The 25,779-nt window shown below is 67.6% G+C and carries 25 protein-coding genes and 2 riboswitches; of the genes, 10 read left to right on the top strand and 15 right to left on the bottom strand.

The features are described from left to right. Positions 1 to 16: 16 nt before the first annotated feature. The gene (gene bla / locus BG61_RS04135) at positions 17 to 925 is read right to left on the bottom strand and encodes a class A beta-lactamase (protein WP_035935257.1); all 909 of its coding nucleotides are present in this window, start codon (positions 923 to 925) and stop codon (positions 17 to 19) included. A 128-nt stretch (positions 926 to 1,053) separates the two neighbouring features. Between bla and BG61_RS04130 the strand changes: the two genes are divergently transcribed. Continuing rightward, a complete protein-coding gene (locus BG61_RS04130) occupies positions 1,054 to 1,947 on the top strand; it encodes a LysR family transcriptional regulator (RefSeq protein ID WP_035935255.1) in 894 nt (297 codons plus the stop codon). A 249-nt stretch (positions 1,948 to 2,196) separates the two neighbouring features. Here BG61_RS04130 and BG61_RS04125 read toward each other — a convergent pair whose 3' ends face one another. Beyond that, a complete protein-coding gene (locus tag BG61_RS04125; protein ID WP_035935254.1) occupies positions 2,197 to 3,123 on the bottom strand; it encodes a LysR family transcriptional regulator in 927 nt (308 codons plus the stop codon). 242 nt (positions 3,124 to 3,365) lie between these two features. Beyond that, a riboswitch (glycine riboswitch) is annotated at positions 3,366 to 3,459 on the top strand. A gap of 3 nt (positions 3,460 to 3,462) precedes the next feature. After that, positions 3,463 to 3,561, top strand: a riboswitch (glycine riboswitch). Positions 3,562 to 3,634: 73 nt separating this feature from the next. On the opposite strand from BG61_RS04125, the gene BG61_RS04120 reads away from it, so the two are divergent. Together BG61_RS04120 and BG61_RS04115 are read left to right on the top strand one after the other, a co-directional pair. Then, on the top strand, positions 3,635 to 4,906 hold the full coding sequence (locus tag BG61_RS04120; protein ID WP_051672250.1) for a D-amino acid dehydrogenase: 1,272 nt from the start codon (positions 3,635 to 3,637) through the stop codon (positions 4,904 to 4,906). Between the two features lie 271 nt (positions 4,907 to 5,177). Continuing rightward, complete coding sequence (locus BG61_RS04115) at positions 5,178 to 5,690, top strand: c-type cytochrome (protein ID WP_129572197.1); 513 nt, start codon at positions 5,178 to 5,180, stop codon at positions 5,688 to 5,690. Between the two features lie 129 nt (positions 5,691 to 5,819). Here the strand turns inward: BG61_RS04115 and BG61_RS04110 are convergent, their stop codons facing one another. Further along, a complete protein-coding gene (locus BG61_RS04110; RefSeq protein WP_035935249.1) occupies positions 5,820 to 6,743 on the bottom strand; it encodes a LysR family transcriptional regulator in 924 nt (307 codons plus the stop codon). Positions 6,744 to 6,843: 100 nt separating this feature from the next. Between BG61_RS04110 and BG61_RS04105 the strand changes: the two genes are divergently transcribed. The 3 genes from BG61_RS04105 to BG61_RS41735 are packed head-to-tail and all read left to right on the top strand — an operon-like array spanning position 6,844 to position 8,497. Continuing rightward, on the top strand, positions 6,844 to 7,869 hold the full coding sequence (locus BG61_RS04105; protein WP_035935248.1) for an aldo/keto reductase: 1,026 nt from the start codon (positions 6,844 to 6,846) through the stop codon (positions 7,867 to 7,869). Between the two features lies 1 nt (position 7,870). Then, positions 7,871 to 8,287 (top strand): SRPBCC family protein, encoded by a 417-nt coding sequence (locus BG61_RS04100; RefSeq protein WP_035935247.1) that lies wholly within the window; start codon positions 7,871 to 7,873, stop codon positions 8,285 to 8,287. Positions 8,288 to 8,317: 30 nt separating this feature from the next. Next, positions 8,318 to 8,497 carry a DUF6632 domain-containing protein gene (locus BG61_RS41735; protein WP_129572196.1) on the top strand — a complete coding sequence of 60 codons (180 nt, stop codon included), beginning with the start codon at positions 8,318 to 8,320 and terminating at the stop codon, positions 8,495 to 8,497. A gap of 33 nt (positions 8,498 to 8,530) precedes the next feature. Here the strand turns inward: BG61_RS41735 and BG61_RS04090 are convergent, their stop codons facing one another. The 3 genes from BG61_RS04090 to BG61_RS04080 are packed head-to-tail and all read right to left on the bottom strand — an operon-like array spanning position 8,531 to position 12,462. Beyond that, a complete protein-coding gene (locus BG61_RS04090; protein ID WP_035935245.1) occupies positions 8,531 to 10,759 on the bottom strand; it encodes a xanthine dehydrogenase family protein molybdopterin-binding subunit in 2,229 nt (742 codons plus the stop codon). A gap of 39 nt (positions 10,760 to 10,798) precedes the next feature. Beyond that, the gene (locus BG61_RS04085) at positions 10,799 to 11,782 is read right to left on the bottom strand and encodes an FAD binding domain-containing protein (protein WP_035935243.1); all 984 of its coding nucleotides are present in this window, start codon (positions 11,780 to 11,782) and stop codon (positions 10,799 to 10,801) included. After that, positions 11,782 to 12,462 (bottom strand): (2Fe-2S)-binding protein, encoded by a 681-nt coding sequence (locus BG61_RS04080; protein WP_063177182.1) that lies wholly within the window; start codon positions 12,460 to 12,462, stop codon positions 11,782 to 11,784. Before BG61_RS04080 ends, BG61_RS04085 begins: the two co-directional genes overlap by 1 nt. Positions 12,463 to 12,871: 409 nt before the next feature. On the opposite strand from BG61_RS04080, the gene BG61_RS42690 reads away from it, so the two are divergent. Together BG61_RS42690 and BG61_RS04070 are read left to right on the top strand one after the other, a co-directional pair. Next, positions 12,872 to 13,075 (top strand): hypothetical protein, encoded by a 204-nt coding sequence (locus BG61_RS42690; protein ID WP_035935241.1) that lies wholly within the window; start codon positions 12,872 to 12,874, stop codon positions 13,073 to 13,075. 10 nt (positions 13,076 to 13,085) lie between these two features. After that, complete coding sequence (locus BG61_RS04070) at positions 13,086 to 14,480, top strand: FAD-binding protein (RefSeq protein WP_051672248.1); 1,395 nt, start codon at positions 13,086 to 13,088, stop codon at positions 14,478 to 14,480. A 36-nt stretch (positions 14,481 to 14,516) separates the two neighbouring features. On the opposite strand, the gene BG61_RS04065 is transcribed toward BG61_RS04070, so the two are convergent. The 4 genes from BG61_RS04065 to BG61_RS04050 form a co-directional block, all read right to left on the bottom strand. Further along, the gene (locus BG61_RS04065; protein WP_035935239.1) at positions 14,517 to 14,900 is read right to left on the bottom strand and encodes a DUF488 domain-containing protein; all 384 of its coding nucleotides are present in this window, start codon (positions 14,898 to 14,900) and stop codon (positions 14,517 to 14,519) included. A gap of 169 nt (positions 14,901 to 15,069) precedes the next feature. After that, entirely contained in the window at positions 15,070 to 15,846 is a 777-nt protein-coding gene (locus BG61_RS04060; RefSeq protein ID WP_035935237.1) for an alpha/beta hydrolase family protein, read from the bottom strand. Further along, positions 15,833 to 16,957: a DUF3182 family protein gene (locus tag BG61_RS04055; protein ID WP_035935235.1), complete on the bottom strand. Its 1,125-nt coding sequence runs from the start codon at positions 16,955 to 16,957 to the stop codon at positions 15,833 to 15,835. Before BG61_RS04055 ends, BG61_RS04060 begins: the two co-directional genes overlap by 14 nt. 259 nt (positions 16,958 to 17,216) lie before the next feature. Then, positions 17,217 to 18,260, bottom strand: a complete 1,044-nt coding sequence (locus tag BG61_RS04050) for a sulfonate ABC transporter substrate-binding protein (protein ID WP_035935233.1) — start codon at positions 18,258 to 18,260, stop codon at positions 17,217 to 17,219. A gap of 202 nt (positions 18,261 to 18,462) precedes the next feature. On the opposite strand from BG61_RS04050, the gene BG61_RS04045 reads away from it, so the two are divergent. Beyond that, positions 18,463 to 19,335, top strand: coding sequence for an endonuclease/exonuclease/phosphatase family protein (locus BG61_RS04045; protein ID WP_035935488.1), 873 nt, complete (start codon positions 18,463 to 18,465; stop codon positions 19,333 to 19,335). Between the two features lie 47 nt (positions 19,336 to 19,382). On the opposite strand, the gene BG61_RS04040 is transcribed toward BG61_RS04045, so the two are convergent. Together BG61_RS04040 and BG61_RS04035 are read right to left on the bottom strand one after the other, a co-directional pair. After that, complete coding sequence (locus BG61_RS04040; protein ID WP_035935231.1) at positions 19,383 to 19,772, bottom strand: PaaI family thioesterase; 390 nt, start codon at positions 19,770 to 19,772, stop codon at positions 19,383 to 19,385. 31 nt (positions 19,773 to 19,803) lie between these two features. After that, positions 19,804 to 21,846 carry a CaiB/BaiF CoA-transferase family protein gene (locus BG61_RS04035; protein ID WP_063740954.1) on the bottom strand — a complete coding sequence of 681 codons (2,043 nt, stop codon included), beginning with the start codon at positions 21,844 to 21,846 and terminating at the stop codon, positions 19,804 to 19,806. A gap of 235 nt (positions 21,847 to 22,081) precedes the next feature. Here BG61_RS04035 and gcvA point away from each other — a divergent pair, with 235 nt between their 5' ends. Beyond that, positions 22,082 to 22,981, top strand: coding sequence for a transcriptional regulator GcvA (gene gcvA / locus BG61_RS04030; RefSeq protein ID WP_035935228.1), 900 nt, complete (start codon positions 22,082 to 22,084; stop codon positions 22,979 to 22,981). A gap of 39 nt (positions 22,982 to 23,020) precedes the next feature. On the opposite strand, the gene BG61_RS04025 is transcribed toward gcvA, so the two are convergent. Genes BG61_RS04025 through BG61_RS04015 form a run of 3 tightly spaced genes read right to left on the bottom strand, consistent with a single transcriptional unit; the run spans position 23,021 to position 25,761 of the window. Further along, positions 23,021 to 23,824 carry an enoyl-CoA hydratase/isomerase family protein gene (locus BG61_RS04025; protein WP_035935225.1) on the bottom strand — a complete coding sequence of 268 codons (804 nt, stop codon included), beginning with the start codon at positions 23,822 to 23,824 and terminating at the stop codon, positions 23,021 to 23,023. A gap of 9 nt (positions 23,825 to 23,833) precedes the next feature. Further along, complete coding sequence (locus BG61_RS04020; RefSeq protein ID WP_035935482.1) at positions 23,834 to 24,601, bottom strand: SDR family oxidoreductase; 768 nt, start codon at positions 24,599 to 24,601, stop codon at positions 23,834 to 23,836. Between the two features lie 8 nt (positions 24,602 to 24,609). Continuing rightward, a complete protein-coding gene (locus tag BG61_RS04015) occupies positions 24,610 to 25,761 on the bottom strand; it encodes a thiolase family protein (protein WP_035935480.1) in 1,152 nt (383 codons plus the stop codon). Positions 25,762 to 25,779 lie beyond the last annotated feature (18 nt).

The following is a 25,779-nucleotide window of genomic DNA, read 5'->3' as shown; positions in this document are numbered from 1 at the left end:
AAAGCGCCGCGCTGCGTCAGCCGAATGCACGCATGACGACGCGGGTCGCGGCCGCGATGATTGCGTCGTTCGGCTGCGCGTGCACCACCTGCTGCGTGTGATACACCGCGAGCACCACCGGCTTGCGCGCAGCAAGCCACAGCACACCGACGTCGTTGGCCGTGCCGCGCTCGCCGGTGCCCGTCTTGTCGCCGACCTGCCAGCCGGGCGGCACCCCGGCGCGGATGCGCTTCGCGCCCGTGGTGTTGCCGCGCAGCCAGTCCTGGAGCTGCGCGCGCTGCGGCGCCGGCAGCGCGTCGCCCACGCAGAGCGCGCGCACGCTCTGCGCCATCGCGGCAGGCGTGGACGTGTCGCGCGCATCGCCGGGAATCGCCGTGTTCAGTTCCGTCTCCCGGCGGTCGAGGCGGAATTCGGCGTCGCCGATCGAGCGCGCGAACGCGGTCACCGCGGCGGGGCCGCCGAGCATGTTCATCAGCAGGTTCGCGGACGTGTTGTCGCTGTACTGGATCGCGGCGGCGCACAGTTCTTCCACCGTCATGCCGCTCTCGACGTGCCGCGAGCTGACCGGCGAATACGTGACGAGGTCGCGCCGCGCGTAGCGCACGCGCTGCTGCATGAACCCGGCGACCAGCGTGCCGTGCGCGAGCGCCGCCGCCGCGAGCATCAGCTTGAACGTGCTGCAGAAGGGAAAGCGCTCGTCGCTGCGATAGCTGATCTGCGCGCCGTTCGCGGTATCGATCGCGCATACCCCCAGGCGGCCGCCCGACGCGCGCTCGAGGTCGGCGAAGCGCGCGTCGACGGAATTCGGGGACGGGGCGCCTGATGCACCGAGCGCATCGAGCGCATCGAGCGCATCGAGCGCAAGCATCAGCGGCAAGGCGGCGCCGGCAATCAGCAGCGTGCGGCGATGAGGAGAGTGAGTCATGGACGGTTGTCTCGTTTGAGTGAATTCGATGAGGGATGAGGCCGGCGAGACAGGACTATCGGCCCTTTGCGCCCAGTCCGCAAACGAGGATAATTGTCGCCCGGCACAAGAAAAACTTATGGCTCACGATGCGTCCTCATCTACCGCTGAATGCGCTGCGAGCGTTTGAATCGTCGGCGCGGCACCTGAGCTTCACGCGCGCGGCCCATGAGCTGAACGTCACGCAGGCCGCGGTCAGCCAGCAGGTGCGGATGCTCGAAGACCGCCTCGGATGCGTGCTGTTCAAGCGCCTGCCGCGCGGCCTCGGCATCACCGACGAGGGCCGCGCCCTGCTGCCCGTGCTGAGCGACGCGTTCAACCGCATCGAAACGGTCCTCAAGCAGTTCGAGGGCGGGCACTTCCACGAGGTGCTCACAATCGGTGTCGTGGGCACGTTCGCAATAGGCTGGCTAATGCCGCGTCTCAAGCGCTTCCGGCAGACGCATCCGTTCGTGGAACTGCGGCTGCTCACGCACAACAACATGGTGGACCTCGCCGCAGAAGGGCTGGAGTTTGCCGTGCGCTTCGGCGACGGCACGTGGCCCGGCACCCGCAGCACGTTCCTGCTCGATGCGCCGCTCGCCGTGTTGTGCGCGCCGGATATCGCGGAACGCCTCGCCACGCCCGCCGATCTGGTGCGCGAGACGCTCCTGCGCTCCTATCGCGCGGACGAGTGGCTCAGGTGGTTCGCCGCCGCCGGGCTCGACCCGTGGCCGCTGAGCGGTCCGGTCTTCGATTCGTCGCGGCTGATGGTGGAAGCCGCCATGCAGGGCGCGGGAATCGCCCTCGCGCCGCCGCGCATGTTCGCGCGCGAACTGCAGACGGGCTTGCTCGCGCAGCCTTTCGACATCAAGGTCGAGACGGGCGGGTACTGGCTCATCTGGCTGAAGTCGCGGCCCCTGTCCCCGGCGATGCAGCTCTTTCGCGACTGGATTGCCGGCGAAGCGGCGCAGGAGCACGCCCGGCTGTCCTCGGACGCGTGAACGCAAGCGCGAAAGCCCGGTGCGCTTGCGTCGGCAAACGCCGAAGTATGTTTCTTCAAGTCGGCATTTTTCCGGTTCGTCCGTTTGCGTAGACTCGGTTCGGATTCACCGCGGTGCCTATGGGGCGCAAGTGCGGCGCAATCGCTGCTCGACACGATCGGCTGCGCGATGCGATGCGATGCGCGGCGCAAGCTCAGGCGCGCCCTGCCCCCGCGCCGCGCCGAAGCGTGCTGCGCAGCGAACGAGGCGTCATTTGCCGCCGGCCGCCGAGCCCTTTTTCACTTCTTTCGCCGCGGCCCCCAGATGCTCGCAGAACGACTGCACGACGCGCGACGATTCGCCGCTTTTGCGCGTGATGATATGAAAGTCGAGATGCGTCGCGTAGTGCGCGGGATCGATGCGCGCAAGCAGCCCCTCTCCGACCCACGGTTGCGCATAGTGCGGCGGCAGGAAGCCGATGTAGTTGCCCGAGAGAATCAGCATCGCGCGGCCTTCGACGTTATCGACGGAGGCCGCCGCCTGCGGCATCTGCAGCAGCTTCAGCTCCTCCGCGGCGAGATACGCGCGCGACGCGAGCCGTTGCTTCGCGAGCGTCGCGGCCGGCACGCGGCCGCCGGCCCTGGCGAACAGCGGATGCGTGGACGCGCAATAGAGCCCCTGCTCCTCGCGATAGAGCGGCGCATAGTCGAGGCCGGGAATACGCGAGGGAAACGGACCGACCGCGAGATGCAGGCGAGCGTCGAGCACGTTCTGCTCCATGCTGCCGGGCGTTTCTATCTGCACCTGCAGACGCACGTCGGGCGCGACCTTGCCGAAGGTGCGGATGGCGAGCGGCAGCGGCGAATGCCGGTCGGTGAGCGTGGCCTCGATCATGCCGAAGCGCAGCACGCCCGACAGCTGATGGCGCAGCGCGCCCGCTTCCATATGAAACGTATCGACCGCGCTCAGCAGGCGCTGAGCCGCCGCATGCAGTTGCGCGCCGTCTTCCGTGAGCCGGAACCCCGCGCGGCCGCGCTCGCACAGGCGCAGCCCGAGCCTCGTCTCCAGCTGGGACATGTACTCGCTGATGCTCGATGCGCCGATGTTCAGCACCGGCTGCGCGGCGGCGAACCCTCCGCAACGCACGATCGTCTCGAAGATGCGCAAGAGCTTGAGGTCGGTGTCCTGGATCTGCATCGCGCGGGCTGTACGGGTGGATGGGAACGCACGCCCGTTACCTCGGGCACGTGCGAAACGGATTGCTGCACGCAGGAATCTTATTGGAGATTCCGGGCGGTCAGAATCATTTTGAGCCAGGGAACAGCAGATTCAACGCAAGCAAATGCGCGCAAGACCGCTTTGGCGACGCACCCATTCGAAGCCCTTCGCAAAAAACACTTGCGGCCAAAATTCGCTGACGCTATCGTGAACGCGTTCTCAAACGCAGCGCGGGAGAGATCGTCATGCCAGCATGACGACGCCGACGGAGCAACCGCCCCGGAAACTCTCAGGCACAAGGACCGCGCTGCTGGAACGATCTGGAGAGCGGCGCTACGCGCCCACCGAAGGGGATTTCCCGCCAGCGGCCAGCAGTTGCCGCGCGCGGGATCGAAACTCTCAGGTACATGGACAGATGGGGCATCGACGCCGGAACCGACACGAAGTCGGAGCAGCACCCGGCGATGCTCAACTCAATCTGGACCATGTCATGTCACGAATCGCCATCATCGGCGCCGGCATCACCGGCGTCACGACCGCCTACGCCCTCGCCCGCCGCGGCTTTCACGTCACCGTCTTCGAACGTCATCGCTATGCGGCGATGGAGACGTCGTTCGCCAACGGCGGCCAGCTGTCGGTCAGCAACGCGGAAGTCTGGAACCGCACCGCCACGGTGCTCAAGGGCCTGCGCTGGATGCTCACGCGCGACGCGCCGCTGCTGCTCAATCCGTCGCCGTCGTGGCACAAGTACTCGTGGATGGGCGAGTTCCTGCGCCAGATCCCGAACTACCGCGCGAACACCGTCGAAACCGTGCGGCTCGCGCTCGCGGCGCGCGAGCATCTGTTCTCGATCGCAGAGCGGGAAGGCATCGACTTCGATCTGGAACGCCGCGGCATCCTGCACATCTACCGGCACCGCAAGGACTACGACGCCGCCGCGAAGGTGAACGAACTGCTGCGGGAAGGCGGACTGGACCGGCATGCGGTCGGCGCGGGCGAGATCGGCCGCATCGAGCCTGCGCTTCAGGGCGAGTTTCATGGCGGCTTCTTCACGCCATCGGATTGCACCGGCGACATCCACAAGTTCACGCGTGGCCTGGCGCTTGCCTGCGTGCGGCATGGCGTCGAGTTTCGCTACGACACCGAGATCGCTTCCATCCGTCAGGAAGCCGATGCGCGCTTCAGCATCGCCGCGCGCAGTGCGAACGAAACGCGCGCCGACGTGTTCGACCGCCTCGTGGTGTGCGCGGGCGCGAGGAGCCGCGAGTTCGCGCGCATGCTCGGCGACCACGTGAACGTGTACCCGGTAAAGGGCTATTCGATCACGGTGTGCCTCGACGACGAAGCGAGCCGCCAGGCGGCGCCGTGGGTGAGCCTGCTCGACGACAACGCGAAGATCGTGACGAGCCGGCTCGGCGAGGACCGGTTCCGCGTCGCGGGCACGGCGGAAATCAACGGCTTCAATCGCGACATCCGCGCGGATCGCATCGCGCCGCTCGTCGAGTGGACGCGCAAGCTCTTCCCGGCGGTATCGACTGCACGCGTCATTCCGTGGGCGGGCCTGCGCCCGATGATGCCGGGCATGCTGCCGCGCGTCGGCGAGGGCAGGCGCGCGGGCGTGTACTACAACACGGGTCACGGGCACCTCGGATGGACGCTGTCTGCGGCGACGGCGGAGTCGATCGCCGACACCATCCTGTCCGGCTCGATACGGCGCGCGGGCACCGCGCGTGCGCCGCAAGACGCGTCGTGCGTCTCGTAGACGGACGACTTTCGCACCACGCGATGCAATGCTCGCCATTGCATCGGCGCGTGCCCGAATGACGTCGCGCATGGCGGGGCTCGCGCAGCAATCGCCGTACGCAATCATGGAATAAACCAGGCAACGGATTGTTGTGCTTGGTGGACGACTTCACGCACGGAGTCGTCCGCCGCAATGGCCGGGAAACGCGCCGTGTCCTCGACTCAGGCGTCGCGGTCTACGGCCCGACGGCCTTCCCCACAAGCACTCGTATCCCTGGAGCTGGTAAGCCATGTTAGAAGGTGTCAAAAAGAACGCGTCAGGTGGTGTATCGCCTTCGAAGTCCAGTCGACGGGAAAGCTTCGCCGCGCGCGCGACGAGGCCCCTGCTCGCGACGGTGGCGGCAGTGTCGGCGGTAGCGGCGCTCGCGCCCGCGGTTGCCTTCGCGGCGCCGCCCGCCGACAAGCAGATACAGCTTCTCGCTCATGGGAAATACATCGTGGAGCGCGTCGGCATGTGCGCCGATTGTCACTCGCCGAAGGGTCCGGACGGCAAGCCGATCGCGGGCGAGGAGCTGCACGGCGGGCCACTGCCGATGTCGCCGCTGCACCCCGTTCCCGGCTGGGCGGATCGTTCGGTGAAGATCGCCGGGTTGCCGGACGGCTACACCGAGGCGCAGCTCGCGACGTTCCTGGAAACGGGCCGCACGCCGAGCGGCGGCACCGCCAGTCCGCCGATGCCGTCGTACCGCCTGAACGCCAGCGACGCACGTGCGGCCGCGGCGTATCTCCATTCGCTCAACTAGAACTAGAACTAGAACTGGAACCGGAACGCGCGCGCGAGGGCCGCGCCGCCGTGGCGCGGTTGTTCGATCACGCGTGCGCGCAGCGCGTGATGCTGCATCGCGGACGAACGCCGCGCCGCCGATTCATCTCTAGTGCGCCGTGGCAGCCTGACGCAGATCGGGCCGCGCGCCTTCCAGCAGCACCTCGCGAAAGATCTCCACCAGTGGCCGCAGATTGACCCTGTGCCAGGCAGCCCAAAGCGGCGTCCGGTAAGTGAACCAGGGCAGTTCGCGCAGCACCACGCCCGCCGGCGCATGGTGGCGCAGGCTGTTCTGGATCATCGCCATGCCGAGCCCCGCGGCGACCAGCCCGAGCGCCGTCAGCGGCTCGCTCGCCTCCATCGAGACGCGCGGCGTGAAGCCCGCTCGCGCGCAGGCCGCGACGAAGTTGTCGTGCTTGAGCTCCGTTTCCTTGTGCAGCACCGCGATCCATTCCTGATTCCCGAGCGCGGCCGGCGTCAGCGCCGCCGCCGATGCGAGCGGGTGCGACTCGGGCAGCGCGAGCAGCATCGGGTCGCTCAGCAATTGCGCGCACGCGAGATCGGGATCGTCGGCAAGCGGCGGCTCGCACACCAGCGCGATATCCAGGCTGCGCTGGCGCAGCCCTTCCAGCTGATCCGCCGAGTGCAGGTTGTAAAGCGCGATATGCACGGCGGGCCGCGTGCCGCGCAAGCTCCGCAGCGCATCGGACAGCACGCCCGAATGCATCGCGTTCTCGATATAGCCGATGCACAGGCCCCCCTCGTCCCCGCGTCCGAGCCGCTGCGCGAGCGATTCCAGCCGGTTGGCGTGCGTGAGCAGCGCACGCGTCTCGGCGAGGAACGTGCGGCCGTCGGCGGTCAGGCGGATGCGCTGCTGGCTGCGCTCGAAGAGCGTGAGCCCGAGCCGTTCCTCCAGCTGGGCGATCTGGCGGCTGAGCGGCGACTGCGAGATGTGCAGCCGCTCCGCGGCGCGGCCGACGTGCTCCTCCTCGGCGACCGCGACGAAATAGTGGAGTTGGCGGATATCCAGCATGCTAGACCTTTAAGGACTTAATCTTGTCGAATTATGTCTTGGACGGACTCAAACTCGCAACCTAAACTGCATATCACTGTCACCAACCAGGGATTCGACGATGAGTATCAAAGACAAGCTGCCGGGCGCGCTCGGCTTCGGCACGGCGCCGCTCGGCAACATGTTCCGCAATATCCCCGACGCCGAGGCGCAAGCCACGGTCGACGCCGCCTGGAATCACGGCATCCGCTACTTCGACACGGCGCCGTTCTACGGCGCCGGGCTGGCCGAGATCCGGCTCGGCGAGGCGCTGTCGCGGCACCGGCGCGACGACTACGTGCTGAGCACGAAGGTCGGCCGTCTGGTGCTCGACGAAATCGAGGAGCCGGCTGCGCGCGATCTCGGCGAAAAAGGTGGCCTGTTCGAATTCGGCCGGCCGAACAAGCTCGTGAACGATTACACGGCGGATGCGGCGCTGCGCTCGATCGAGGACAGCCTCAAGCGGCTGAAGACGGACCGGCTGGATATCGTGTGGGTGCACGACATCGCGCAGGACTTCTACGGCGACGAATGGCTCGCGCAGTTCGACATCGCCCGAAAAGGCGCGTTTCGCGCGCTGACGCGGCTGCGTGAAGAAGGCGTGATCAAGGCATGGGGCCTCGGCGTGAACCGCGTGGAGCCGTGCGAACTGACCCTCGATCTCGAAGAAGCCTCGCCTGACGGCTTCCTGCTGGCGGGACGCTATACCCTGCTCGACCACGGGCGCGCGCTGCAGCGCCTGATGCCCGCAGCGGCGCGGCAGCACGTCGATATCGTCGTGGGCGGGCCGTACAGTTCCGGCGTGCTCGCGGGCGGCACGCACTTCGAATATCAGAAGGCGTCGCCCGCGATCATCGCGAAGGTCGAGCGCATCAGGAATATCGCGCAACGCCATCAGGTGAGCGTGAAGGCCGCCGCGCTGCAGTTCTCGCTCGCCAATCCGGCTGTCGCGGCCGTGATTCCCGGCGCGAGCCGCCCGGAACGCATCGCGGAAGATCAGGCCGCGCTGACGGCCGCGATTCCGGCGGACTTCTGGCGCGAGATGCGCGAGGAGCGTCTCGTCGCCGCCGACGCCCCGCTTCCCATCGACGTCAAGGAGGAAAAATAACATGGCCCGCGCGATGGCCTCGATCGAGGTTCCGGTCTCCGCCGACCGGGTGTGGCAACTGATCGGCGGGTTCGATTCGCTGCCGGACTGGCTGCCCTACATTCCGCGCAGCGAACTGTCCGAAGGCGGCCGCGTGCGCCGCCTGCAAAGCTCGGCGGGAGAGGTGATCGTCGAGCGGCTCGAGGTGTTCGACAACAGGGAGCGCTTCTACAGCTATTCGTTCGTGCAGGCGCCGTTCCCGGCAACCGGCTATCTCGCGACGATCCGCGTGCGCGAGCTGGCCGACGGGCGGGCATCGCTCGTCGAGTGGTCGGGACGCTTCGAGCCGAACGGCGTGAGCGACGAAGAGGTCACGCAGCTCTTTCGCGGCATCTACGAGGCCGGGCTGAAGGCACTCGAGGAGTCGCTCGCGGCGTGAAAGCGGGGCTGTGTCCACGCGCGCCGCTGATTGGCGCGAGTATGGTCGAGCGTGGTGCACGGCGCGATCATGGCGGCCGAGGCGCTGGCCGAACCGCGCCATCTCGGCCACCTCTTCGGCGACGTGCCCCTGCTGTTCCTCGTGGCACTCGTGCTCGCGTTCCTCACCCCTCGCCGCAGGCAGGCAGAATCGATGCGGCGAGCGGCCTGAATCGCCCTATCGGCGGCGAGCGTTTCGCCGCGCTCACGCCTTCACTGGCGGGATGCCGGTCATCAGCTTGTCGAGCGTGATCGGCAGTTCGCGGATGCGCTTGCCGGTCGCGTGATACACGGCGTTGCCGACCGCCGCCGCGAGACCCGTGATGCCGATTTCCCCGATTCCCCTCGCGCCGAATTCGTTCAGCTGCAGGTCCGGATAGTCGAGCAGGATCACCTTCATCTCGGGCTGGTCGGCGTGCACCGGCACCGCATATTCCGCATAGTTGTTGTTCGATGGCCTCCCGGTGCGCTCGTCGTATTCGGTGGCCTCGAAGAGCGACATGCCGATGCCCATCACCACCGCGCCGCGCACCTGGTTCTCCGCGGTCAGCGGATTGATCACGCGGCCGACGTCGATCGCGCTCACCACGCGCGCGACGCGCAGCCGCGAGATGCCCGGGTCCCAGCGCACCTCCACGAAATGCACCCCGAACGAGCTGAACGAATACGTGCCCGCCGGCGCGCCCGGCGTATGCGCCGCGCCTTCGGCGCTCGCATAGCGCTCGCTTTTCAGCACGTCGGTATAGGCGACCGCTCGGCTGCCCTGCACGAGCTTGCCGTCCTTAAACTGCAATTGCTTCGCGTCCGCGCCCGGGAACAGCCTGCTCGCCGCCGCGTAGGTCTTGAGCTGCGCGATGGCCGCGCGCGTCGCCTCGGCGACGGCCGGCATCACGCTCGCCGTCGCCCACGAGCCGCCCGACACCGGCGCGGCGGGAAACGCCGAATCGCCCAGCCGCACGTCGATCCTGTCGAGCGGCAGGCCGGTCAGTTCGCTGACCGTCTGCGCGACGATCGTGTACGTGCCTGTGCCGATATCCTGCACGGCGCAGTTCACGCGGGCGGTGCCGTCGGCGTTCAGCGCGACGCGCGCTTCGGCCGGCGTGCGATACGCGTCCCAGTTGCACGCGCCCATTCCGTAGCCGATGAGCTCGGTGCCCTCGCGCATCGATCCGACCCGCGGATCGCGCCGGCTCCAGCCGAATGCGGCGCTGCCCTTGTCCATCGCTTCGAGCAGATGGTTGCTCGACCACGGGAGGTTGGCGCTCTCGTCGCGCGGCGACACGTTGAGCTTGCGAAACGCGAGCGGGTCCTGGCCCATCGAGAGCGCGAGTTCGTCGATCGCCGACTCCAGCGCGAAGAGTCCGGGCGCCGCGCCGGGCGCGCGCATCGACGTGGGCGTGCCCCGGTTCACCTGCGTCGTGCGATGGCTTACGAGCACGTTGGGACACGAGTACAGGCTCGCCGTCACGCCGCCGCAGTTCTCGACGTACTGGTCCGTGAACGACGTCGTCGAGATCGACTCGTGCCGGATCGATACGAGCTTGCCCGACGCACCCGCGGCGAGCCGCACGCGCTGCTCGGTCTCCGGCCGGTGCCCGGTCGTCGTGAACATCTCGCTGCGCGGCACGACGAGCTTCACCGGCCGTCCGACCTGCCGCGCGGCGGCGGCGGCGGCGATCGAATGCGGCCACATCCACAGCTTGCTGCCGAACCCCGAGCCGACGAACGGCGCCTGCACGGTCACCTGGCTCGGCGACAGATTGAACACGCGCGCAATCGAATTGCGATGCACGGTCACGCCTTGCGTAGCTTCGAACAGATGCAGTTCGCCGTTCTCCCATTGCGCGACCGTCGCGTGCAGCTCCATCGGATTGTGCGTTTCGACCGGCGTGCGATAGACCACGTCGACCTTGTGCGCGGCGCTCTCGAATGCGGGCTCGGGCGTGCCGCGCGCGTGGCCGCGGCCGCCGTCGCGCGTGCCGTTCGCCTTCACGCCCTGCGCGAGATTCGCGACCGCCTTCGCGGGGGCATAGCTCACCTTGACCTTGTAGGCCGCTTCGCGCGCATGCTCGAAGGTGTCGGCCACCACCAGCGCCACGAACTGGCCCGAGTAGTAGACGGTGTCGTTCTCGAACGGCAGGCGCGTTTCGTCCACGATCGAGGCGGTCAGGATACCCGTCGTCGTGATCGGCGAATTCGGCACGCGATAAAGCTGCTCGAAATGCGCGTGATGAAAGATATCGATGACGCCCGGCGTGGCCTTCGCCTCGCGCACGTCGATGCTCGAAACGCGCCCGCTCGCGACCGTGCTGAAGACGCCGTAGGCGTACACCATGCCGGGAGGATGCTGGTCGGCGGCGTAGAGCGCGGCGCCCGTCACTTTCAGCTTGCCGTCGATGCGCCGCACCGGCGCGCCGATGATCGGATCAGTCATGTCGTTCTCCGTATCCCACGGTTTGGTTCGACGCGCCGCTCAGGCGGTGACGGTCATCAGATCGCGCACGATCGCCTGCATGCCGAGCGGGATCTTGTACGCGTTCTGCGAGTACGGAACCGCGCCCTGAAACGCGACTTGCGCGGCGCGCTGAAAGGCTGCCTCGTTCGCGGGCTGACCGATCAGCGCGGCTTCCGCTTCCTTCGCACGCCACGGCTTCGTGGCGACGCCGCCCATCGCGATGCGCGCGTCGCTCACCGCGCCCTTGTCCACCGCCACGATCACCGCCGCCGACGCCAGCGCGAACTGGTACGACGCCCGGTCGCGCAGCTTCAGATACGCGGACCGGCTGTTGCGCATGGGCGGGTCGAGCGTCACATGCGTGATGAGTTCGTCTTTCTCGAGCGCATGTTCTTTCCACGGCGTGTCGCCGGGCAGCAGATGGAAGTCGAGAAACGCGATCTCGCGCTGACCGTTCGGCCCCTGCACCTGAATGGTCGCGCCGATCGCGGCCATCGCGACGCACATGTCCGAAGGATGCGCCGCGATGCACTGCCTGCTCGTGCCGAGCACCGCGTGGACATTGCGGTTGTGCCCGTCTATCGCGGCGCACCCCGAGCCGGGCGCGCGCTTGTTGCACGGCGACACGCCGTCGCGGAAATAGCCGCAGCGCACGCGCTGCATCACGTTGCCCGCGGTCGTCGCCTTGTTGCGCAACTGCGTCGTGGCGCCGGACAGCAGCGCCTCGGAAAGCACGCGATAGCGCGACTGAATGGTCTCGTCGAAGGCGAGCGTGGTGTTGGTGACCATCGCGCCGATCCTCACGCGGCCGTCGGGGAGCGTTTCGATGCGATCGAGCGGCAGGCGATGAATGTCCACGACGCCCGTCGGCTGCATCACGTCGAGCTTCACCAGATCGAGCAGCGTCGTGCCGCCCGCGAGATAGACCGCGCCTTCACGCTGCGCATGCGACGCCACTGCCTGCGCCGCATCCTGCGCGCGCACATAGTCGAACGCTCTCATCACGCGCTCCTTTTCGTGCGGGCACGGGTGGACTGCATCGCCGCGAGAATGTTTTCATAGGCGCCGCAGCGGCAGATGTTGCCGCTCATCGCTTCGCGCACGGCGTGGTCGTCGGCGGCGATGCGCTTGTCCTTCAGCACGGCGACGCCGCTCATCAGCTGCCCCGCCGTGCAGTAGCCGCACTGATAGGCGTCGTGGTCCCAGAACGCTTCCTGCAGCGGATGCAGCTTGCCGCCGGTCGCGAGGCCTTCGACGGTCGTGATCTCGTCGCCGTCGTGCATGAGCGCAAGCGACAGGCACGAGTTGATCGGCGTGCCGTTGACATGAAGCGTGCACGCCCCGCACTGTCCGTGATCGCAGCCTTTCTTGGTGCCGGTGAGGCCAAGCTGGTCGCGCAGCACGTCGAGCAGGATCGCATTGGGCGCGACGTCCAGCTTGCGCCGCGCGCCGTTCACCACGAATTCGACGGTCATCACGCCGGCCGCCGGCTGCGGCCCCGCCTTGCCCTGCTGGCTGCCTTCCCGGGCGTCTGCCTGCGCGGCCGCGGCGCCGGCCCACGCGCCGGTGGTCGCGGCAATGCCGGAGGCGCTTATCGATTGCAGAAAGCGTCGTCGCGCGGGTTTGGGTGCGACCGGGTCCATGCGATTGATGGTCGGCTTGTCATCCTCGAACTTTGCCATGAGTGCATACTCCAGAGGGACAGAAACGGTTCATCGACGGCGGAAAGCATAATGTAATGTCTTCTTTTGCTTCCGGGCAAACGTTTTCCCTGTGCCGTGCAGCAGCGCGCGCGCTGCACCCGGCAAGCTGCCCGAAGCATTCGCGCCGCGCGCATCGATCTCCTCGCGCCGCACTCATTATTCGCAGCGCGTGCCGCAATCTCAACTGACGAAATATCAATCGACGCGGCACAAATCCTCAATCGGGCGGATCAGGGCGTAACGCGCCATGACGCAGTCCCTCGTCTTCCCGGAACGACCGGCGCGTCGCGACACGGAATAATGCGCACCCGCCGATGTTCTCGATAAGGAAGGCTCGCGCAGCATTCCCGCGCAGAGGCTCCCGATAATCCCCGCGTTTGAATGAATCATGACCCTCGTCGCCCCGTTGGTTCTGCTTTGTGGCGCCATCGCCGCAGGGCTGGTTCTCGCGCTCAGGTTTCCGCACCGGGCGGACTTCTGTCTGTCCCAGATCGCAATGGTCGGCTATGTGCCGCCGGAACTCGTCGCGCATTTGTTCCCGCCGCCTCCCGCACACGGCGACGAAGCCGACGAGAGCGGCCAGCAGACCTAGCGGCCACGCGATGACCCCGGCACCCGGCTGGTACGACCCCTACCGCGCGCGCTGGCTCGCAGCGCCCGATGCCGGCAGCGTTCGCGTGCCCGCGCTCGAAGGCCGCCTGTGCGCGGACCTGCCGAGCCGCGAAGCCGCGTCCTCCGATTGGGGACAGGTCGTGCGCGGGTTGCCTTCGGCGGTGCTGCACCCGGCGTCGGCAAGCGATATCGCGAGCATGGTGCGTTTTTGCCGCTCCCTCGGCATCAGGATCGGCGCGCGCGGACAGGCGCATACGATGCACGGCCACGCGCAGGTGGCAGGCGGCGTGGCGATCGACATGCGCTCGCTCAACCGGATTCATTCGATCACGCCCGGTCACGCGAGCGTCGATGCCGGCGTGATCTGGCGCGACCTGCTTCGCGTGACCGTCGCGCAAGGTTTCACTCCGCCGGTGCTCACGGACTATCTGGCACTGTCGGTGGGCGGAACGCTGTCGGTCGGTGGACTGAACGGCACCACATTCCGGCACGGCATGCAGGTCGATCATGTTCGCGAACTGGAGGTGATAACGGGCGAAGGCGACGTGCTCACCTGTTCGATGTCGCAGCACCGCGACCTGTTCGAAGCCGTGCTCGGCGGGCTGGGCCAGTGCGCGATCATCGCGAGGGCGAGCGTGGCGCTGATGCCGGCGCCCGCCCGTGCGCGCGTCTTCGACATGGCCTACCCCGACCTCGGCGCGCTCCTCGCGGACTTCCGGACCTTGCTCTTCGATGCGCGCTTCGGCTATGTCCAGGCCCTGCTGCCCGCGCTTCCGGCAGGCGGCTTCAACTACATCCTGCAAGGCGTGTCTTTCGACGATGCGGGCACACGCGGCGATGCCGCCCTGCTCCACGAACTCGATTTCGTGCCGGGTGGCGTGGAAAAGCGAGAGACCGGCTATTTCGATTTCTGCGACCGCGTGACGGCCACACAGATCGAGATCGGCGCGGCGGGGCACTGGAATCTGCCGCATCCGTGGATCGACGTGTTCGTGCCGGAGCGCCACGCAAGGCGTTACATCGACGGCGTCCTGAGCGAGTTGACGTTCAGCGACGTACCGGATTTTCCGTGCCTGATCTATGGCTTTCGCAAGAGCCGCCTGACGCGGCCGCTGCCGCGCACGCCCGGCGACGAAGTATTCTTCCTCTTCGACGTGCTGCGCACCACCGATCCCGCGCGAATCGCGCAAGCGGTGGCCGGCAACCGCCGCTTCTACGAGGATGCGGTCTCGCTCGGCGGCGGGTTCTATCCGGTCAGCGCAGTGCCGCTCACCCAAGAGGACTGGCAGCGCCACTTCGGTGCCGCATACGAACCGCTCGCGCGAGCGAAGTCGCGCTACGACCCGGCGGGCATCCTCACGCCCGGCCCCGGCATTTTCGGCTGAGCGCCATCGAGATACGGCATGCGTTGCGAGCGTCCATCACCTTACGTCGGCGCCGCGCTCGTTCAGGAGCTGGCGAAGGACGCCCCGGTGGCACCGGTTTTCGTCCTCGCAATAGCAGCCGACGGAAAAGTGCGTCGTCTTCGACAATGCCGCCAGCAGGTCGAGCACGCGGCTCGCGTCGTGCTCATTCATCTCCGCGCGGAACTTGCGCGCGAACGCATCCCACTGCGCCGGGGTCGCGGCCTTGGCCTGCGCCATCAACTCCACGCTCGGCGCGAGGTTGGGAAGCCAGACATCGTAGTAGTCGCGGGTGGCGAACTCCGCCTTCAGCACGCCGCGCGGCGGACGCCGTACCGTGCCGATGCGCAGCCCCTCGTCATCCGCTCGCGGCGTGCCGAGTCTGACGACACTGATGCTCATGTGCTGTTCCTCTTGTGGCGGGCTTCGTTGCGGGCACGGCGGATCGCTGTCGCCGTGCCGCGTCGATTCAGACAGGCAGTGTTGCGCATCCGGGGCCCGAAGTCCATATCGGGCGGGCGCTCGGGCGGGCATCCGGAAGCCGGGCAGAACGTGCCATGCGACACGCGCGCTAGCGCGCGCCTTGCGCGAGCGCCGCGCCGCCGCTGCCCGTCCGGTATCCGGCGATCATCTCGCCCAGCCAGCCGACGAGCAGCGCCGTATACGCGCGCTGGCTCGCTTCGTCCGAGAGGCCATGGTCGGCGCCGTCGATGATCCGGTAAGTGAGGGAATGCGCCTGCAGAAAGGCCTGCAGATAGCTCGCGAGCACGGTATGCGGCACGATCTGGTCACACTCGGACTCGACGAGCAGCACGTCGCCGCGAAAGTCCGCCGCCGCGCGCAGCGCGCGGTTCTCGCTCGCAGGCACGATCTGCTGCCGATACGCCACGAGATCGTGCTGCCGGTGCAGCTCGCGCTTGGCCATCTCCCAGCCTTCGTCGAGATAGAGCGCCGGCACGCGCATCGCGAGCCATCTGACCGGGCGCAGCGTCGTGAGAATCGACGCGAGATAGCCGCCGTAACTGCTGCCCACGACCGCGATCGAATGGCGGTCGATCAGCGGATGCTGCGCGAGCGTGTCGTAGGCGGCGAGCAGGTCGCTCAGGTTCGTTTCGCGCGTCACGGTTTCCAGTTCGCTCTTCGTCCTCGCGTGGCCCGTCAGATCGAACGTCAGGCAGACGCAACCGAGCGCCGCGGCCTGCCGCGCGCGCTCGATGTACTGCTCCTGGCTGCCGCCCCAGCCGTGAACGAACAGCACCCCCGGTATGGTGGTCTGCGGCGCGACGATCGTTCCTTCGATGTAGCCGTGCCCGACCGGAATTTCCACGACGCATCTATTGTCCGCCATGAGCCTGCACCCTGTAGTACTTGGTGAGTTCGCCTGCGCGTGCATCGACGCCGTGATAGCAGACGCACGCGCCGGCGGGCACGACCGGATCGGGGCCGTAGGTTTCCCAGGTCGACGCGTGCACGACCCGATCGCCGGGGCACGCCTTGAAAATCTTCAGCGCCGCAATTTCCGCGCCGCTCGCGCCGCCGATGCGCCACGACTGTTCCAGCACGCCCGCATGCGCCCGGCCGTTCGCATCGATGCCGCGTGCGATGTCGTAGTTGCGCCGCGAGGCGAAGAAACCGGGGTAAGCGGCCGCAACCGCGGCATCGAAGCGGCGCGCCTGCGCGATCGCCGTGCGGGCGGCGTCCGGCATGTCGATCCGTTCGAGATCGTCGAACGTGCCGCGCACGACGATCAGGTCCGAGCCGCCATACACCTTGTGGCCGTGATTGTTGGTGGTGAGCCGCTGCGTGCCGTAATAGCAGGCTTCGAGATCGCCGACGCGCACGCGCCCCACGCTCAGCGTCTCGATCCGGGAAAGGTCGTGCTCGATCACGATGCCCTCGGCGTTCAGCGCATCGTCGCCGATACCGGCCAGTTCCGCTTCGAGTTGCGCAATGTGCTTCACGACCGACTGCCCCGCGCCGCCGATGCCGTATGGCCGCTTCACGCGCACCGGGCCATTGCCGAGGAGCGCGGAGGCGGCGGCGAGCGCGTCGTCGCGCGTGAAGGCGGAGTAGCCGGGCAGCACGATGTCGCGCACCTGCTCGCCAAGGGCATGCGACCAGCCGGGCGGCGCCTGGCGGGTGCCGCCCGGCAGGCCGTGCACGATGACTTTGGTCGCCACGAAGGCAAACGGCACGACGCCGCCGAAGAGGTCGCACTCGTCACGAATGCCGAGTTGCCGGGCGTCGCCGGTGGTGAGCGTGTCGTCGGGGATCAGGTAGCGGCCGGGCGGATACGCGGACGACGGATCGAATTCGCCCGCGAGCCGCGCATCCCTGAGTTCGGCGATCTGCCGTGCAAGCTCGCAGTGCGTCGCGACCTCGTGGCTTCCGCCGGCCGCCTTGCGTCCCTGCAGATAGACGAGCACGACCGACCCTGCTTGTGAAGATGACGCATCCATTTGGGCGCTCCGGCACGGGTTGCGCCGCCGTCGGCCGCCTTGGCCTGTCGCACGGGCGCAACGCCTGGGCGCTGCGTCATGACGGCACGTCGTCCGGATTGCTGCGCAGGCGCCGCGACCGGGCGTTCTGCAGGCGTTGATTACAAGCGCGGCTGCGTGGCGATGCGCAACCGTAAGCCGGCACGACCGTGCCGTGCTATGAGCAACCGGCGTGCCGGGTCGAAGGCAGTCTGTCGGTTTATGGAAGGGAAAGTGAAAATTACGCCGCGTTCCAGCGTGCGTCCGTCACCGTGAGTTTCTTCGGAATCAGCTTCAGTTCGTTGAATGTATCCGCGATCTGCTGCTGGTAGGCGAGCGTCTCGGCGGTGATCGGCTGCACGCCGTACGCCGTGCGCTTCAGCGCGACTTCGAGCGTGGCCGCGTCGAGTCCGACGAGCGGCGACAACTGGCGCGAGACCTCGGGAATGTTGTCGCGGCCCCATTTGTCGACGGCGTCCAGCTCTTCCAGCAGCGCGTGCACGATCTGCGGCCTGCTCGAAGCGAACGTGCGCGTCGCGAGGTAATACTGCGTGTTGCGCACGAGCCCCTCGCCGTTCGCGATCACGCGCGCATTGGCCTGCCGCTCGATCGCGGCGAGATACGGGTCCCAGATCACCCACGCGTCCACGCTGCCCTGCACGAACGCCGCGCGCGCGTCGGCGGGTGCGAGGTAGACGGGGTGAATGTCGGAGTATGCGAGCTTCGCCTTTTGCAGCGCCTTCACGAGCAGGAAATGCACGTTCGATCCCTTGTTCAGCGCCACCTTCTTGCCGCGCAGGTCCGCAACGGAGCGGATCGGCGAATCGTGCGGCACCACGATCGCCTCGCCCTGCGGCGCGGGCGGCTCGTTGCCGATGTAGACGAAATCGACGCCGCCCGCCTGCGCGAAAATCGGCGGCGTCTCGCCGACGCTGCCAGCGTCGATCGCGCCCGCATTCAGCCCTTCGAGCAGCTGTGGACCGGCGGGAAACTCAAGCCACTTCACGCTGACGCCCTGCTGCGCGAGGCGCTTTTCGAGCGTGCCGCGCGCCTTCAATACGACGAAATTGCCGTACTTCTGATAGCCGATGCGCAGCGTCTTCGCGTCGTCCTGCGCGAGCGCGCCGGCCGCCGTGAAGAGCGCCCCCGCACCGCCCAGCAGCGACGCGCCGCGCGCTCCCGCGAGCGCCGCAGCGGCGGCCGCCGTGCCTTTCAGCAGCGTGCGGCGGCTGCGGTTCGCCGGGTGTTCGTGAGCGTGTTCAAGGTCGAATGTGTTACGAGGCATGAGAGAGTCCGGCAGGTTCGATGAGTCGCATCGCGCATGCAGCAGGATGCGATGCGGCATCAGATTCTATGAAGAACCCGCGCACGGGCGAACCAAGTATTTCAGCTTTGCTTGTCGCGTTCCGCGATTTGAGCCGGAAAGCACGCGCAACGAACCGCAGGCCGCGGCGTTAGACTGGCATCAGGTTCGCAAGGAGAACGTCATGCGACTCGTCGACTGGAACATTCAGTGGGGACGCGGCGTGGATGGCCGCGTCGATCTCGGCCGCATCGTGAGCGAAGCCCGCGCGCTGCACGATTTCGACATCCTCTGCCTGCAGGAAGTCACCCGCGGCTTTCACGAAGGCCCGGAGTCGGGCGGCCTGGCGGGCGGTCCGTCCGCCGACCAGTTCGCCGAACTTGGCGCGCTGCTGCCGGGCTTCACCGTCATCGACGCCATTGGCTCCGATCTGCCGCCGGCCGGCGCGGGCCTCGCGCGCCGCCAGTTCGGCAATGCGATCGTGACTCGCCTGCCAGTGCGGCAGGTGCTGCGTCATTCGCTGCCGTGGCCCGCGGACCCCGTGAAGCCGTCGATGCTGCGCGTCGCGCTCGAAGCGGTGATCGAAACGGATGTCGGGCCGTTGCGCGTCATCAGCACGCATCTCGAGTTCTATTCGGAAGCGCAGCGGCTCGCGCAGGTGGCGCAATTGCGCGAGCTGCATCACGAGGCATGCGATCACGCCCGGCGGCCGGCGAAAGCGGAAAAGACCGACAGCCCGTTCGCGGACACCGGCCGCCCGATGAGCGCGATCGTGTGCGGCGATTTCAACAGCGCGTACGAAAGCGCCGCGTATCGCTCGATGATCGCGCTCGTCGACGATGCCCCTTCCTTCGTCGACGCCTGGAACTGCGCGCATCCGGACGAGCGGCGCGCCGCGACCGTCGGCCTGTACGATCGCGAGCAGTGGCCCGACGGCGCGTTCGCCTGCGATTTCATCTTCGTCACCGACGACCTGAAGGCACGCATCGCCGGCTGCGAGGTGGATGCGGCGAGCCGCAGTTCGGATCATCAGCCGCTGTGGCTGGAACTGCGCTGAGCGGCGCATCGACGGCCTCGCCGCTTCATTGACGCGAGTCCCGCCCGCTAGCCGCGCGCGTACTTGAACGTGCCCTGCGCGCTCGCAATGAGGAGCGTGCCATCGACCCACGCCTCACCGCGCGAGAAAAAGATCGAACGCCCTTGCCGTTCGAGAAAGCCCTTCGCGACGACCTTTTCGCCGAGCCCGCGGTCGAGATAGTTCACCGTCAGCGACAGCGTGAAGCCGTGGACCGGCGTGTCGGCCGTCGTGGAGACACCCGCATAGCCGCATGCGGCGTCGAGCAGCGTCGCGATCGCGCCGCCCTGCAGCACGCGCTGCCGGTTCAGGTGGCCGGGTTGAATCGGCATGGTGAATTCGGCGTAGCCCGCGCGCCATTCCGTGAGCGTCGCGCCGAGCGCTTCGAGAAACGGGTTGTCCAGTTCGAGTTTTGCCACTGCGGCTCCAGTTGTTGTTGCGAGCGTCCGGTCAATCGACGACATCCCGCGCGGCCGCACGAAAGGAAGGCGCCGGGTCGCCTGCCTCCCCATGCGACGGTTTTCCCGGCACGGTGCGCACGACGGCCGGCGTGCGCGCGAGGCGATACGGCACCTTGAGCACCGGCCAGAACGCGCCGTCCGCGCCACGCCCGACGCTCAGAATGTCAGTCACGAAGTCAGCATCTTCCATCAGTTCGTCGACACGTGCCACCGCCACCGCGCGAACGCCCAGCCGCCCGAGCGATTCGACCGCACGCGCACGCGTGCTGAGCGCGCATCGTGCGCGCCGCGCGAGCTGGCGTGTCTCGCCGGGCGCCGCTCGCGGATCTTCCAGCCACACGTGGCCGTCCGCGCAGGCGATCACGGCGCCCGGCGCCGGCGGGTTGCCCGCCGCATAGAGCGCGCACCACGCGGCGACGTCCTGCATCGAGATCTCGATGAAGACGCCCGCGCGGCGTTCGTGCACGCCAGTCAGCGCGCCCGTCAGCGAAACGAGGATCGCGAACAGCGCGGCCTGGCCGCCGAGGATGTCGGCCGCCGATGCGCCTATCTTCACCGGCGCATCGCCGCTGCGCGTCAGGTCCATGAGACCGCCCATCGCCTGGATGACGGTGTCGAACGCGGGCCGCGACGGGTACGCCGAATCCAGCCCGAAGCCCGAGATCGAACAGTACGCGAGATGCGGATTGAGCGCGGCGAGCGCGGCGCGGTCGAAGCCGAGCTTGCCGAGCGCGCCGGGACGCAGGTTCTCGACGAGCACATCGGCCGTGCGCACCAGTTCCTCGAAGCGGGCGCGGTCGGCGGGACGCTTCAGGTCGAGGGCGATCGTGCGCTTGTCCGTATTGTTCAGCGCAAAGAAATAGCTCAGTCCGCCCTGGCCCGGCGTCCACGTGCGCGCGACCTCGCCGCCCGGCGGCTCGATCTTGATCACTTCGGCGCCGAGCGCCGCGAGATGCTTGCCCGCAAGCGGCGCCGTCGTGTACTGGCCGATCTCGATCACGCGCATGCCCGCAAGCGGACCCGCGCCCGGTTCGACGGCCCCGGATGGCGCTGCGCGCTTTGGCGCTTCCACGCCCGATGCGAGCGGAAACACGCGAAACGGCGCCATCGTCCGGTACGTGCCGGGCGCAGGCGGCGCATCTTCCAGCGCCCTGGCCGTGCCCGCGTGGCGCAGCCGGAAGTTCGGCTCGTCGGCCAAGCCGCGAAGCGACACGATGGGCCCCGCAGCGATGCCGCCCCGCTCGCACGTCGCGGAACACGCCGCCGTGGACAGGCTGCCGGACCACGCGGCGATGTGCGCGTCGAGTTCGTCGACGTGTTGCAGCCGGCTCGCCAGCGAGTCGAAGCGCGGGTCGAGCAGCGCGTCGCCGCCGATCGCATCGCGCAGCTTGCGCCACTGCTCCTCGGTGCTCGTGCAGATCAGCACCCAGCCGTCGCGCGTCGGATACGCGTTCCACGGCGCGCAGGCAGGATGCCGGTTGCCGACACGCCCGGCGCCCGCCGGCCTCGCCCCGTCGCGCTGCGCGAAGGCCTTCGGCAGGAATGTGGTCAGCGCGCCCGCGGCGCAGCCGAAAAGCGTCACGTCGACCGCCTGGACGAGCCCGCGCGTGCGCCGCACGCCGAGCGCCGCGACCAGGGCCGACGCCGCGTACATGCCCGCCGAGATTTCCGCGAACGGCACGCCGATCTTCACCGGCGGACCGTCGGCGAAACCGGTCGTGTCCATGAGGCCCGTCATCGCCTGGATCTGCGCATCCGAGTAGGCGACGCCCACGCGCGAGGCGTTCGGCCCTGTCGCCGTGATGTCGCAGACGATGGTGCCGGCCGTCGCCTTCACGTGCGCGAGAGCGTCGGCCAAGGCGCGCGGCGCGGTGTCGGACGATGCGATCACGGCATCGTATGCGTGAAACGGCGGGATCCCGCCGCTGTCATCGGCCGTCGCCACCCGCGCGCCCGCGCGCTCAAGCAGCGCCGCGCACATGTTCACGGCGCCGCGCGTGCCGCACGCCAGAATCCGCACTCCGTCGAGCATGTCAGTCTCCGTATTCGCCATGCATCCGTGCGGCGGGCGAAGAGGTCGCCTCCACATTCACGGTGCTCTTTCATAAAAGATACGAGCGCGGGGGCCGGGTCTCAACCGACTTTTCCTGCGCCCTCGCCTGAGTTTTCATCAACGGGGTTCCATCGACCCCGCGCCGCGCGGCGGGCACGCTCCCGGGCATCGTTCACCGCGTGCGTCCCGGCCGCGTCGCGTGCTAGCATTTCGCATGCGAACGCTACCTTCACTCAATGCCCTGCGCGCTTTCGAAGCATCCGGCAGACTGCTGAGCATCCAGCTCGCCGCCGACGAGCTGAATGTCACGCCCGCTGCCGTGAGCCGCCAGATCAAGGGGCTGGAAGACCAGCTCGGGCTCATGCTGTTCGAGCGCACGCACCGCGCGATCACGCTCACGGCGTATGGAGAACGCTATCTCGTCGATGTCGTGAGGGCGTTCGAGATGCTGCGCACGGCGACCGTCAACCTCACCGAAAGCCGCCGACGGCGCACGCTGAAAATCCGCGCCTACACCACGTTTTCGATGAAGTGGCTGATCCCGCGGCTCTCCTCGTTTCATGCGCAGCATCCGGACATCGACGTGAGCCTCACCACCTCGCTGCAGCCCGTCGATTTCGCCGCCGAAGACGTCGACGCGGCGATCCGGCTGTCGCATGCACCGTCGTCGGAGCTCGGCTTCGACCGCCTCGTGCCCAACGAACTCGTGCCCGTGTGCAGCCCCGCTTTCCTCGAAGCGCATCCGGGCCTGTGCGACGCCACGCCCGAAGCGCTACGCGATCTCACGCTGCTGCATTCGCTCGCGCGCCGCGAGGACTGGGCCAAGTGGCTCACGGCGGCGGGCGTGCGCGGCGTGAATCCGCTCGGCGGGCTGAGCTACGAAAGCTCGATCCTTGCCTATCTCGCCGCGTCGCAGGGCAACGGCGTCGCGATCGCGCAGCGCGTGCTCGTGATGGACGACCTGGAAGCCGGCCGTCTCGTCATGCCCTTCTCCTTCGTCCTCGATGAAGGCAGCTTCACGTACTACCTCGTCTATCCGAAGAACCGCGAGTCGTCGCCGGAATTCTCGGAGTTCCGCGACTGGCTCGTGTCGAGCGGCCGCGAGGAACCCTGAGCCCGCGCGCACGACACGCGGGCGACTGGCTGTGTCGGACTAACGGCCCTTGTAGCCCGGCTTGCGCTTCTCCGCGAAAGCCCTGCGGCCTTCGACGCGATCTTCCGATTCCCGCATCGCGCCCCACGCCAGTTCCGTGAATTCGATCGCCTGCGCGAGCGGCACGTTGCTGCTCGTCTCGGCGACCTTCTTGATCATCTGCACCGCGAGCGGGCCGTTCGCCGCGATCGTCGCGGCCAGTTCACGCGCCTTGTCGAGCAGGCTTTCGGGCGGCACGACATCGGACACGAGGCCGACGCGCTCCGCATAGGCCGCGTCGATCTTGCAGCCGGTGAGGAGCATCTTCATCGCGATGGCGCTCGGCACCGCGCGTTGCAGCGCCTGAATGCCGCACACGGCCGGAATGCTCGCGACCACGGCTTCCGGCAGGCCGAACACCGCGTTGCCGGCCGCGACGCGCAGGTCGCATTGCAGCGCGAGCTCCAGCCCTCCGCCGAGACAGTAGCCGTTGATCGCCGCGATGAGCGGCTTGAAGATGCGCAGCGTGCTCAGGTCGATCAGGCGCACGTACACGCCTTCCGCCGCCGCCCGGTCGATCGACTTGACGAACGACGCGCCGAAGTTCGTCGACGGCGGCAGCGTGTTCTTCAGGTCGGCGCCGACGCAGAAAGACTTCGTGCCCGCACCGGTCAGCACGATCACACGCACGTCGTCATCGTCGCGTGCGTCGGCGAGCACCGCGCGCAGCTCGCGCAGGCTGCCGAGATCGAGCGCGTTGAGCGCTTCGGGACGATCGAGCGTGACCGTCGCCACATGGTTCGAAACCGCGTAATGAATCGCCATGATGCCTCCTCAAACGCTCGGCGACGCGAGCGAGCGGCCGCCGCACACATAGAGCGTCTGCCCCGTGATGTACGACGCCTCGCGCTGCGCGAAGAACAGTACCGCTTGCGCGATGTCCTCGGGCGTGCCGATGCGCTGCACCGGAACCGACTTCTTCAGCCGTGCCTGAAGGTCTTCGTCGAAGGTGCGAAAGAGCGGCGTATCGACGATGCCGGGCGCCACCGCATTGACCGTCACGTTCGCGCTCGCCCACTCGAGCGCGAGACTGCGCGTGAGACTCACCACGCCGCCCTTCGCCGCCGAGTAGTTCGACTGGCCCACGCCGCCCAGCCACGCGCGCGACGAGATGTTCACGATGCGTCCGTACTGCGCCGCCGACATGTGCCTGAGCACCGCGCGGCAGCAGAGGAACTGCGACTTCAGGTTCACGTCGATGACCGCGTCCCAGTCTTCGTCGCTCATCTTCGTGATGCGCTTGTCACGCACGATGCCCGCATTGTTCACGAGCACGTCGATACGGCCGAAGCGCTCGATGACGGCTTCGACACCTTGCGCCACCGATTCGCTCTTCGTCACGTCGACGGAAAGCGCGAGCACTTCGCGGCCTTCCTTCGAAAGCGCCGCCTGCGCTTCTTCGAGGCTCGCGCGATCGAGATCGAAGATCGCGACATGGCGTCCCGAGCGGGCGAGCTCTGCCGCGATGCCGAAGCCGATCCCCTTCGCGCCGCCGGTGACGATGGCGACTTCGCCTGCGCCGTTTGATTGAACTGTTTGCATGATCAGACTCACAGGGAAAGGATATGAACCGACGACGCCGCGTGATCGACGCCCGCAATGCCGCCGCCCGTGCATTGCGCCAGGCCGATGCGGGCGTGCTTCGTGATCTGCCGGTCACCCGCGCGGCGCTGAAGCTGCCAGACGATCTCGGTCATCTGCGCGACGCCGGTCGCGCCGAGCGGGTGACCCTTCGCGAGCAGGCCGCCGCTCGGGCTCACGGGAATGCGGCCGGAAAGCGAGGTCTCGCCGGATTCGAGCAGCGCCGCGCCTTCGCCCGGTGCGCACAGGCCGAGCGCTTCGTAGTAGATGAGCTCGGCGATCGTGAAGGCGTCGTGCAACTCCACGACATCCACCTCCGACGGCCCGATGCCCGCCTGCCGGTAGGCGAGGCGCGCGGCGCGCGCGGTGATCTCGGCATCGAGAATGTCGTCGTCGTGCTGCTCGCGAATGCCCGACTGCACGACCGAGCCGATGATCCGCACCGGCGCGTGGCGTCCCTGCGGCTTGCGCGTGGTGAGGACGAGGGCCGCGGAGCCATCGACCGCCGACGGGCAGCATTGCAGCAGCGTCAGCGGATCGGCGATCATGCGCGAGCCGAGCACTTCGTCCACCGTGGTTTCCTTGCGCGTCTGCGCATAAGGGTTGAGGCTCCCGTTGTAGCGGTTCTTCACCGCGACCTTGGCAAGCACCTCGCTCGTCACGCCGTGCTCGTGCAGATAGCGCGTGCCGCGCATCGCGTAGACGGCCGGGAGCACCATGCCCTGCTCCGCGTAAAGCCCCGTCTTGTAGTCGTTCAGCTGCAGCGGGATCGTGCCGCCGCCGAGCTTCGTCAACTGCTCGACGCCGAACACGACCACCGTCTCGTAGACACCGGCACGGAGTGCGTGCATCGCGAGATGCACGGCGCTCGCGCCGCTCGCGCAGGCATTTTCGATGTTGTAGACGGGCACTCCCGCAAGCGCGAGATCGCGCAGCAGCACCTGCCCGAGGATCATGCCGCCGAACACGTTGCCGCAGTAGAACGCCTCGACGTTGTCGAGCGTCTCCGATGCATCCGCCACCGCGCCGAGCACGGCTTCCTGCGCGAGGTCCTGCATCGACGCCTGGTCGTGCTTGCCGAATCGCGTCATCGCGACGCCTGAAATATAGATGTCTTTCATCATGCTTCTCGATCTGTG

The organism is Caballeronia glathei (assembly GCF_000698595.1).
Taxonomy (GTDB): Bacteria; Pseudomonadota; Gammaproteobacteria; order Burkholderiales; family Burkholderiaceae; genus Caballeronia; species Caballeronia glathei.
This window is presented reverse-complemented; position numbering and strand designations above follow the sequence as displayed.

Coding starts and splice junctions, on each gene's coding strand:
- BG61_RS42690 (WP_035935241.1), top strand. CDS start 12,872: ATGACCCTCGTCGCCCCGTTGGTTCTGCTTTGTGGCGCCATCGCCGCA.
- BG61_RS04090 (WP_035935245.1), bottom strand. CDS start 10,759: ATGACTGATCCGATCATCGGCGCGCCGGTGCGGCGCATCGACGGCAAG.
- bla (WP_035935257.1), bottom strand. CDS start 925: ATGACTCACTCTCCTCATCGCCGCACGCTGCTGATTGCCGGCGCCGCC.
- BG61_RS04070 (WP_051672248.1), top strand. CDS start 13,086: ATGACCCCGGCACCCGGCTGGTACGACCCCTACCGCGCGCGCTGGCTC.
- BG61_RS04085 (WP_035935243.1), bottom strand. CDS start 11,782: ATGAGAGCGTTCGACTATGTGCGCGCGCAGGATGCGGCGCAGGCAGTG.
- BG61_RS04115 (WP_129572197.1), top strand. CDS start 5,178: ATGTTAGAAGGTGTCAAAAAGAACGCGTCAGGTGGTGTATCGCCTTCG.
- BG61_RS04110 (WP_035935249.1), bottom strand. CDS start 6,743: ATGCTGGATATCCGCCAACTCCACTATTTCGTCGCGGTCGCCGAGGAG.
- BG61_RS04035 (WP_063740954.1), bottom strand. CDS start 21,846: ATGCTCGACGGAGTGCGGATTCTGGCGTGCGGCACGCGCGGCGCCGTG.
- BG61_RS04065 (WP_035935239.1), bottom strand. CDS start 14,900: ATGAGCATCAGTGTCGTCAGACTCGGCACGCCGCGAGCGGATGACGAG.
- BG61_RS04020 (WP_035935482.1), bottom strand. CDS start 24,601: ATGCAAACAGTTCAATCAAACGGCGCAGGCGAAGTCGCCATCGTCACC.
- BG61_RS04055 (WP_035935235.1), bottom strand. CDS start 16,957: ATGGATGCGTCATCTTCACAAGCAGGGTCGGTCGTGCTCGTCTATCTG.
- BG61_RS04060 (WP_035935237.1), bottom strand. CDS start 15,846: ATGGCGGACAATAGATGCGTCGTGGAAATTCCGGTCGGGCACGGCTAC.
- gcvA (WP_035935228.1), top strand. CDS start 22,082: ATGCGAACGCTACCTTCACTCAATGCCCTGCGCGCTTTCGAAGCATCC.
- BG61_RS04120 (WP_051672250.1), top strand. CDS start 3,635: ATGTCACGAATCGCCATCATCGGCGCCGGCATCACCGGCGTCACGACC.
- BG61_RS04015 (WP_035935480.1), bottom strand. CDS start 25,761: ATGAAAGACATCTATATTTCAGGCGTCGCGATGACGCGATTCGGCAAG.
- BG61_RS04080 (WP_063177182.1), bottom strand. CDS start 12,462: ATGGCAAAGTTCGAGGATGACAAGCCGACCATCAATCGCATGGACCCG.
- BG61_RS04100 (WP_035935247.1), top strand. CDS start 7,871: ATGGCCCGCGCGATGGCCTCGATCGAGGTTCCGGTCTCCGCCGACCGG.
- BG61_RS04025 (WP_035935225.1), bottom strand. CDS start 23,824: ATGGCGATTCATTACGCGGTTTCGAACCATGTGGCGACGGTCACGCTC.
- BG61_RS04130 (WP_035935255.1), top strand. CDS start 1,054: ATGCGTCCTCATCTACCGCTGAATGCGCTGCGAGCGTTTGAATCGTCG.
- BG61_RS04105 (WP_035935248.1), top strand. CDS start 6,844: ATGAGTATCAAAGACAAGCTGCCGGGCGCGCTCGGCTTCGGCACGGCG.
- BG61_RS04045 (WP_035935488.1), top strand. CDS start 18,463: ATGCGACTCGTCGACTGGAACATTCAGTGGGGACGCGGCGTGGATGGC.
- BG61_RS04125 (WP_035935254.1), bottom strand. CDS start 3,123: ATGCAGATCCAGGACACCGACCTCAAGCTCTTGCGCATCTTCGAGACG.
- BG61_RS04050 (WP_035935233.1), bottom strand. CDS start 18,260: ATGCCTCGTAACACATTCGACCTTGAACACGCTCACGAACACCCGGCG.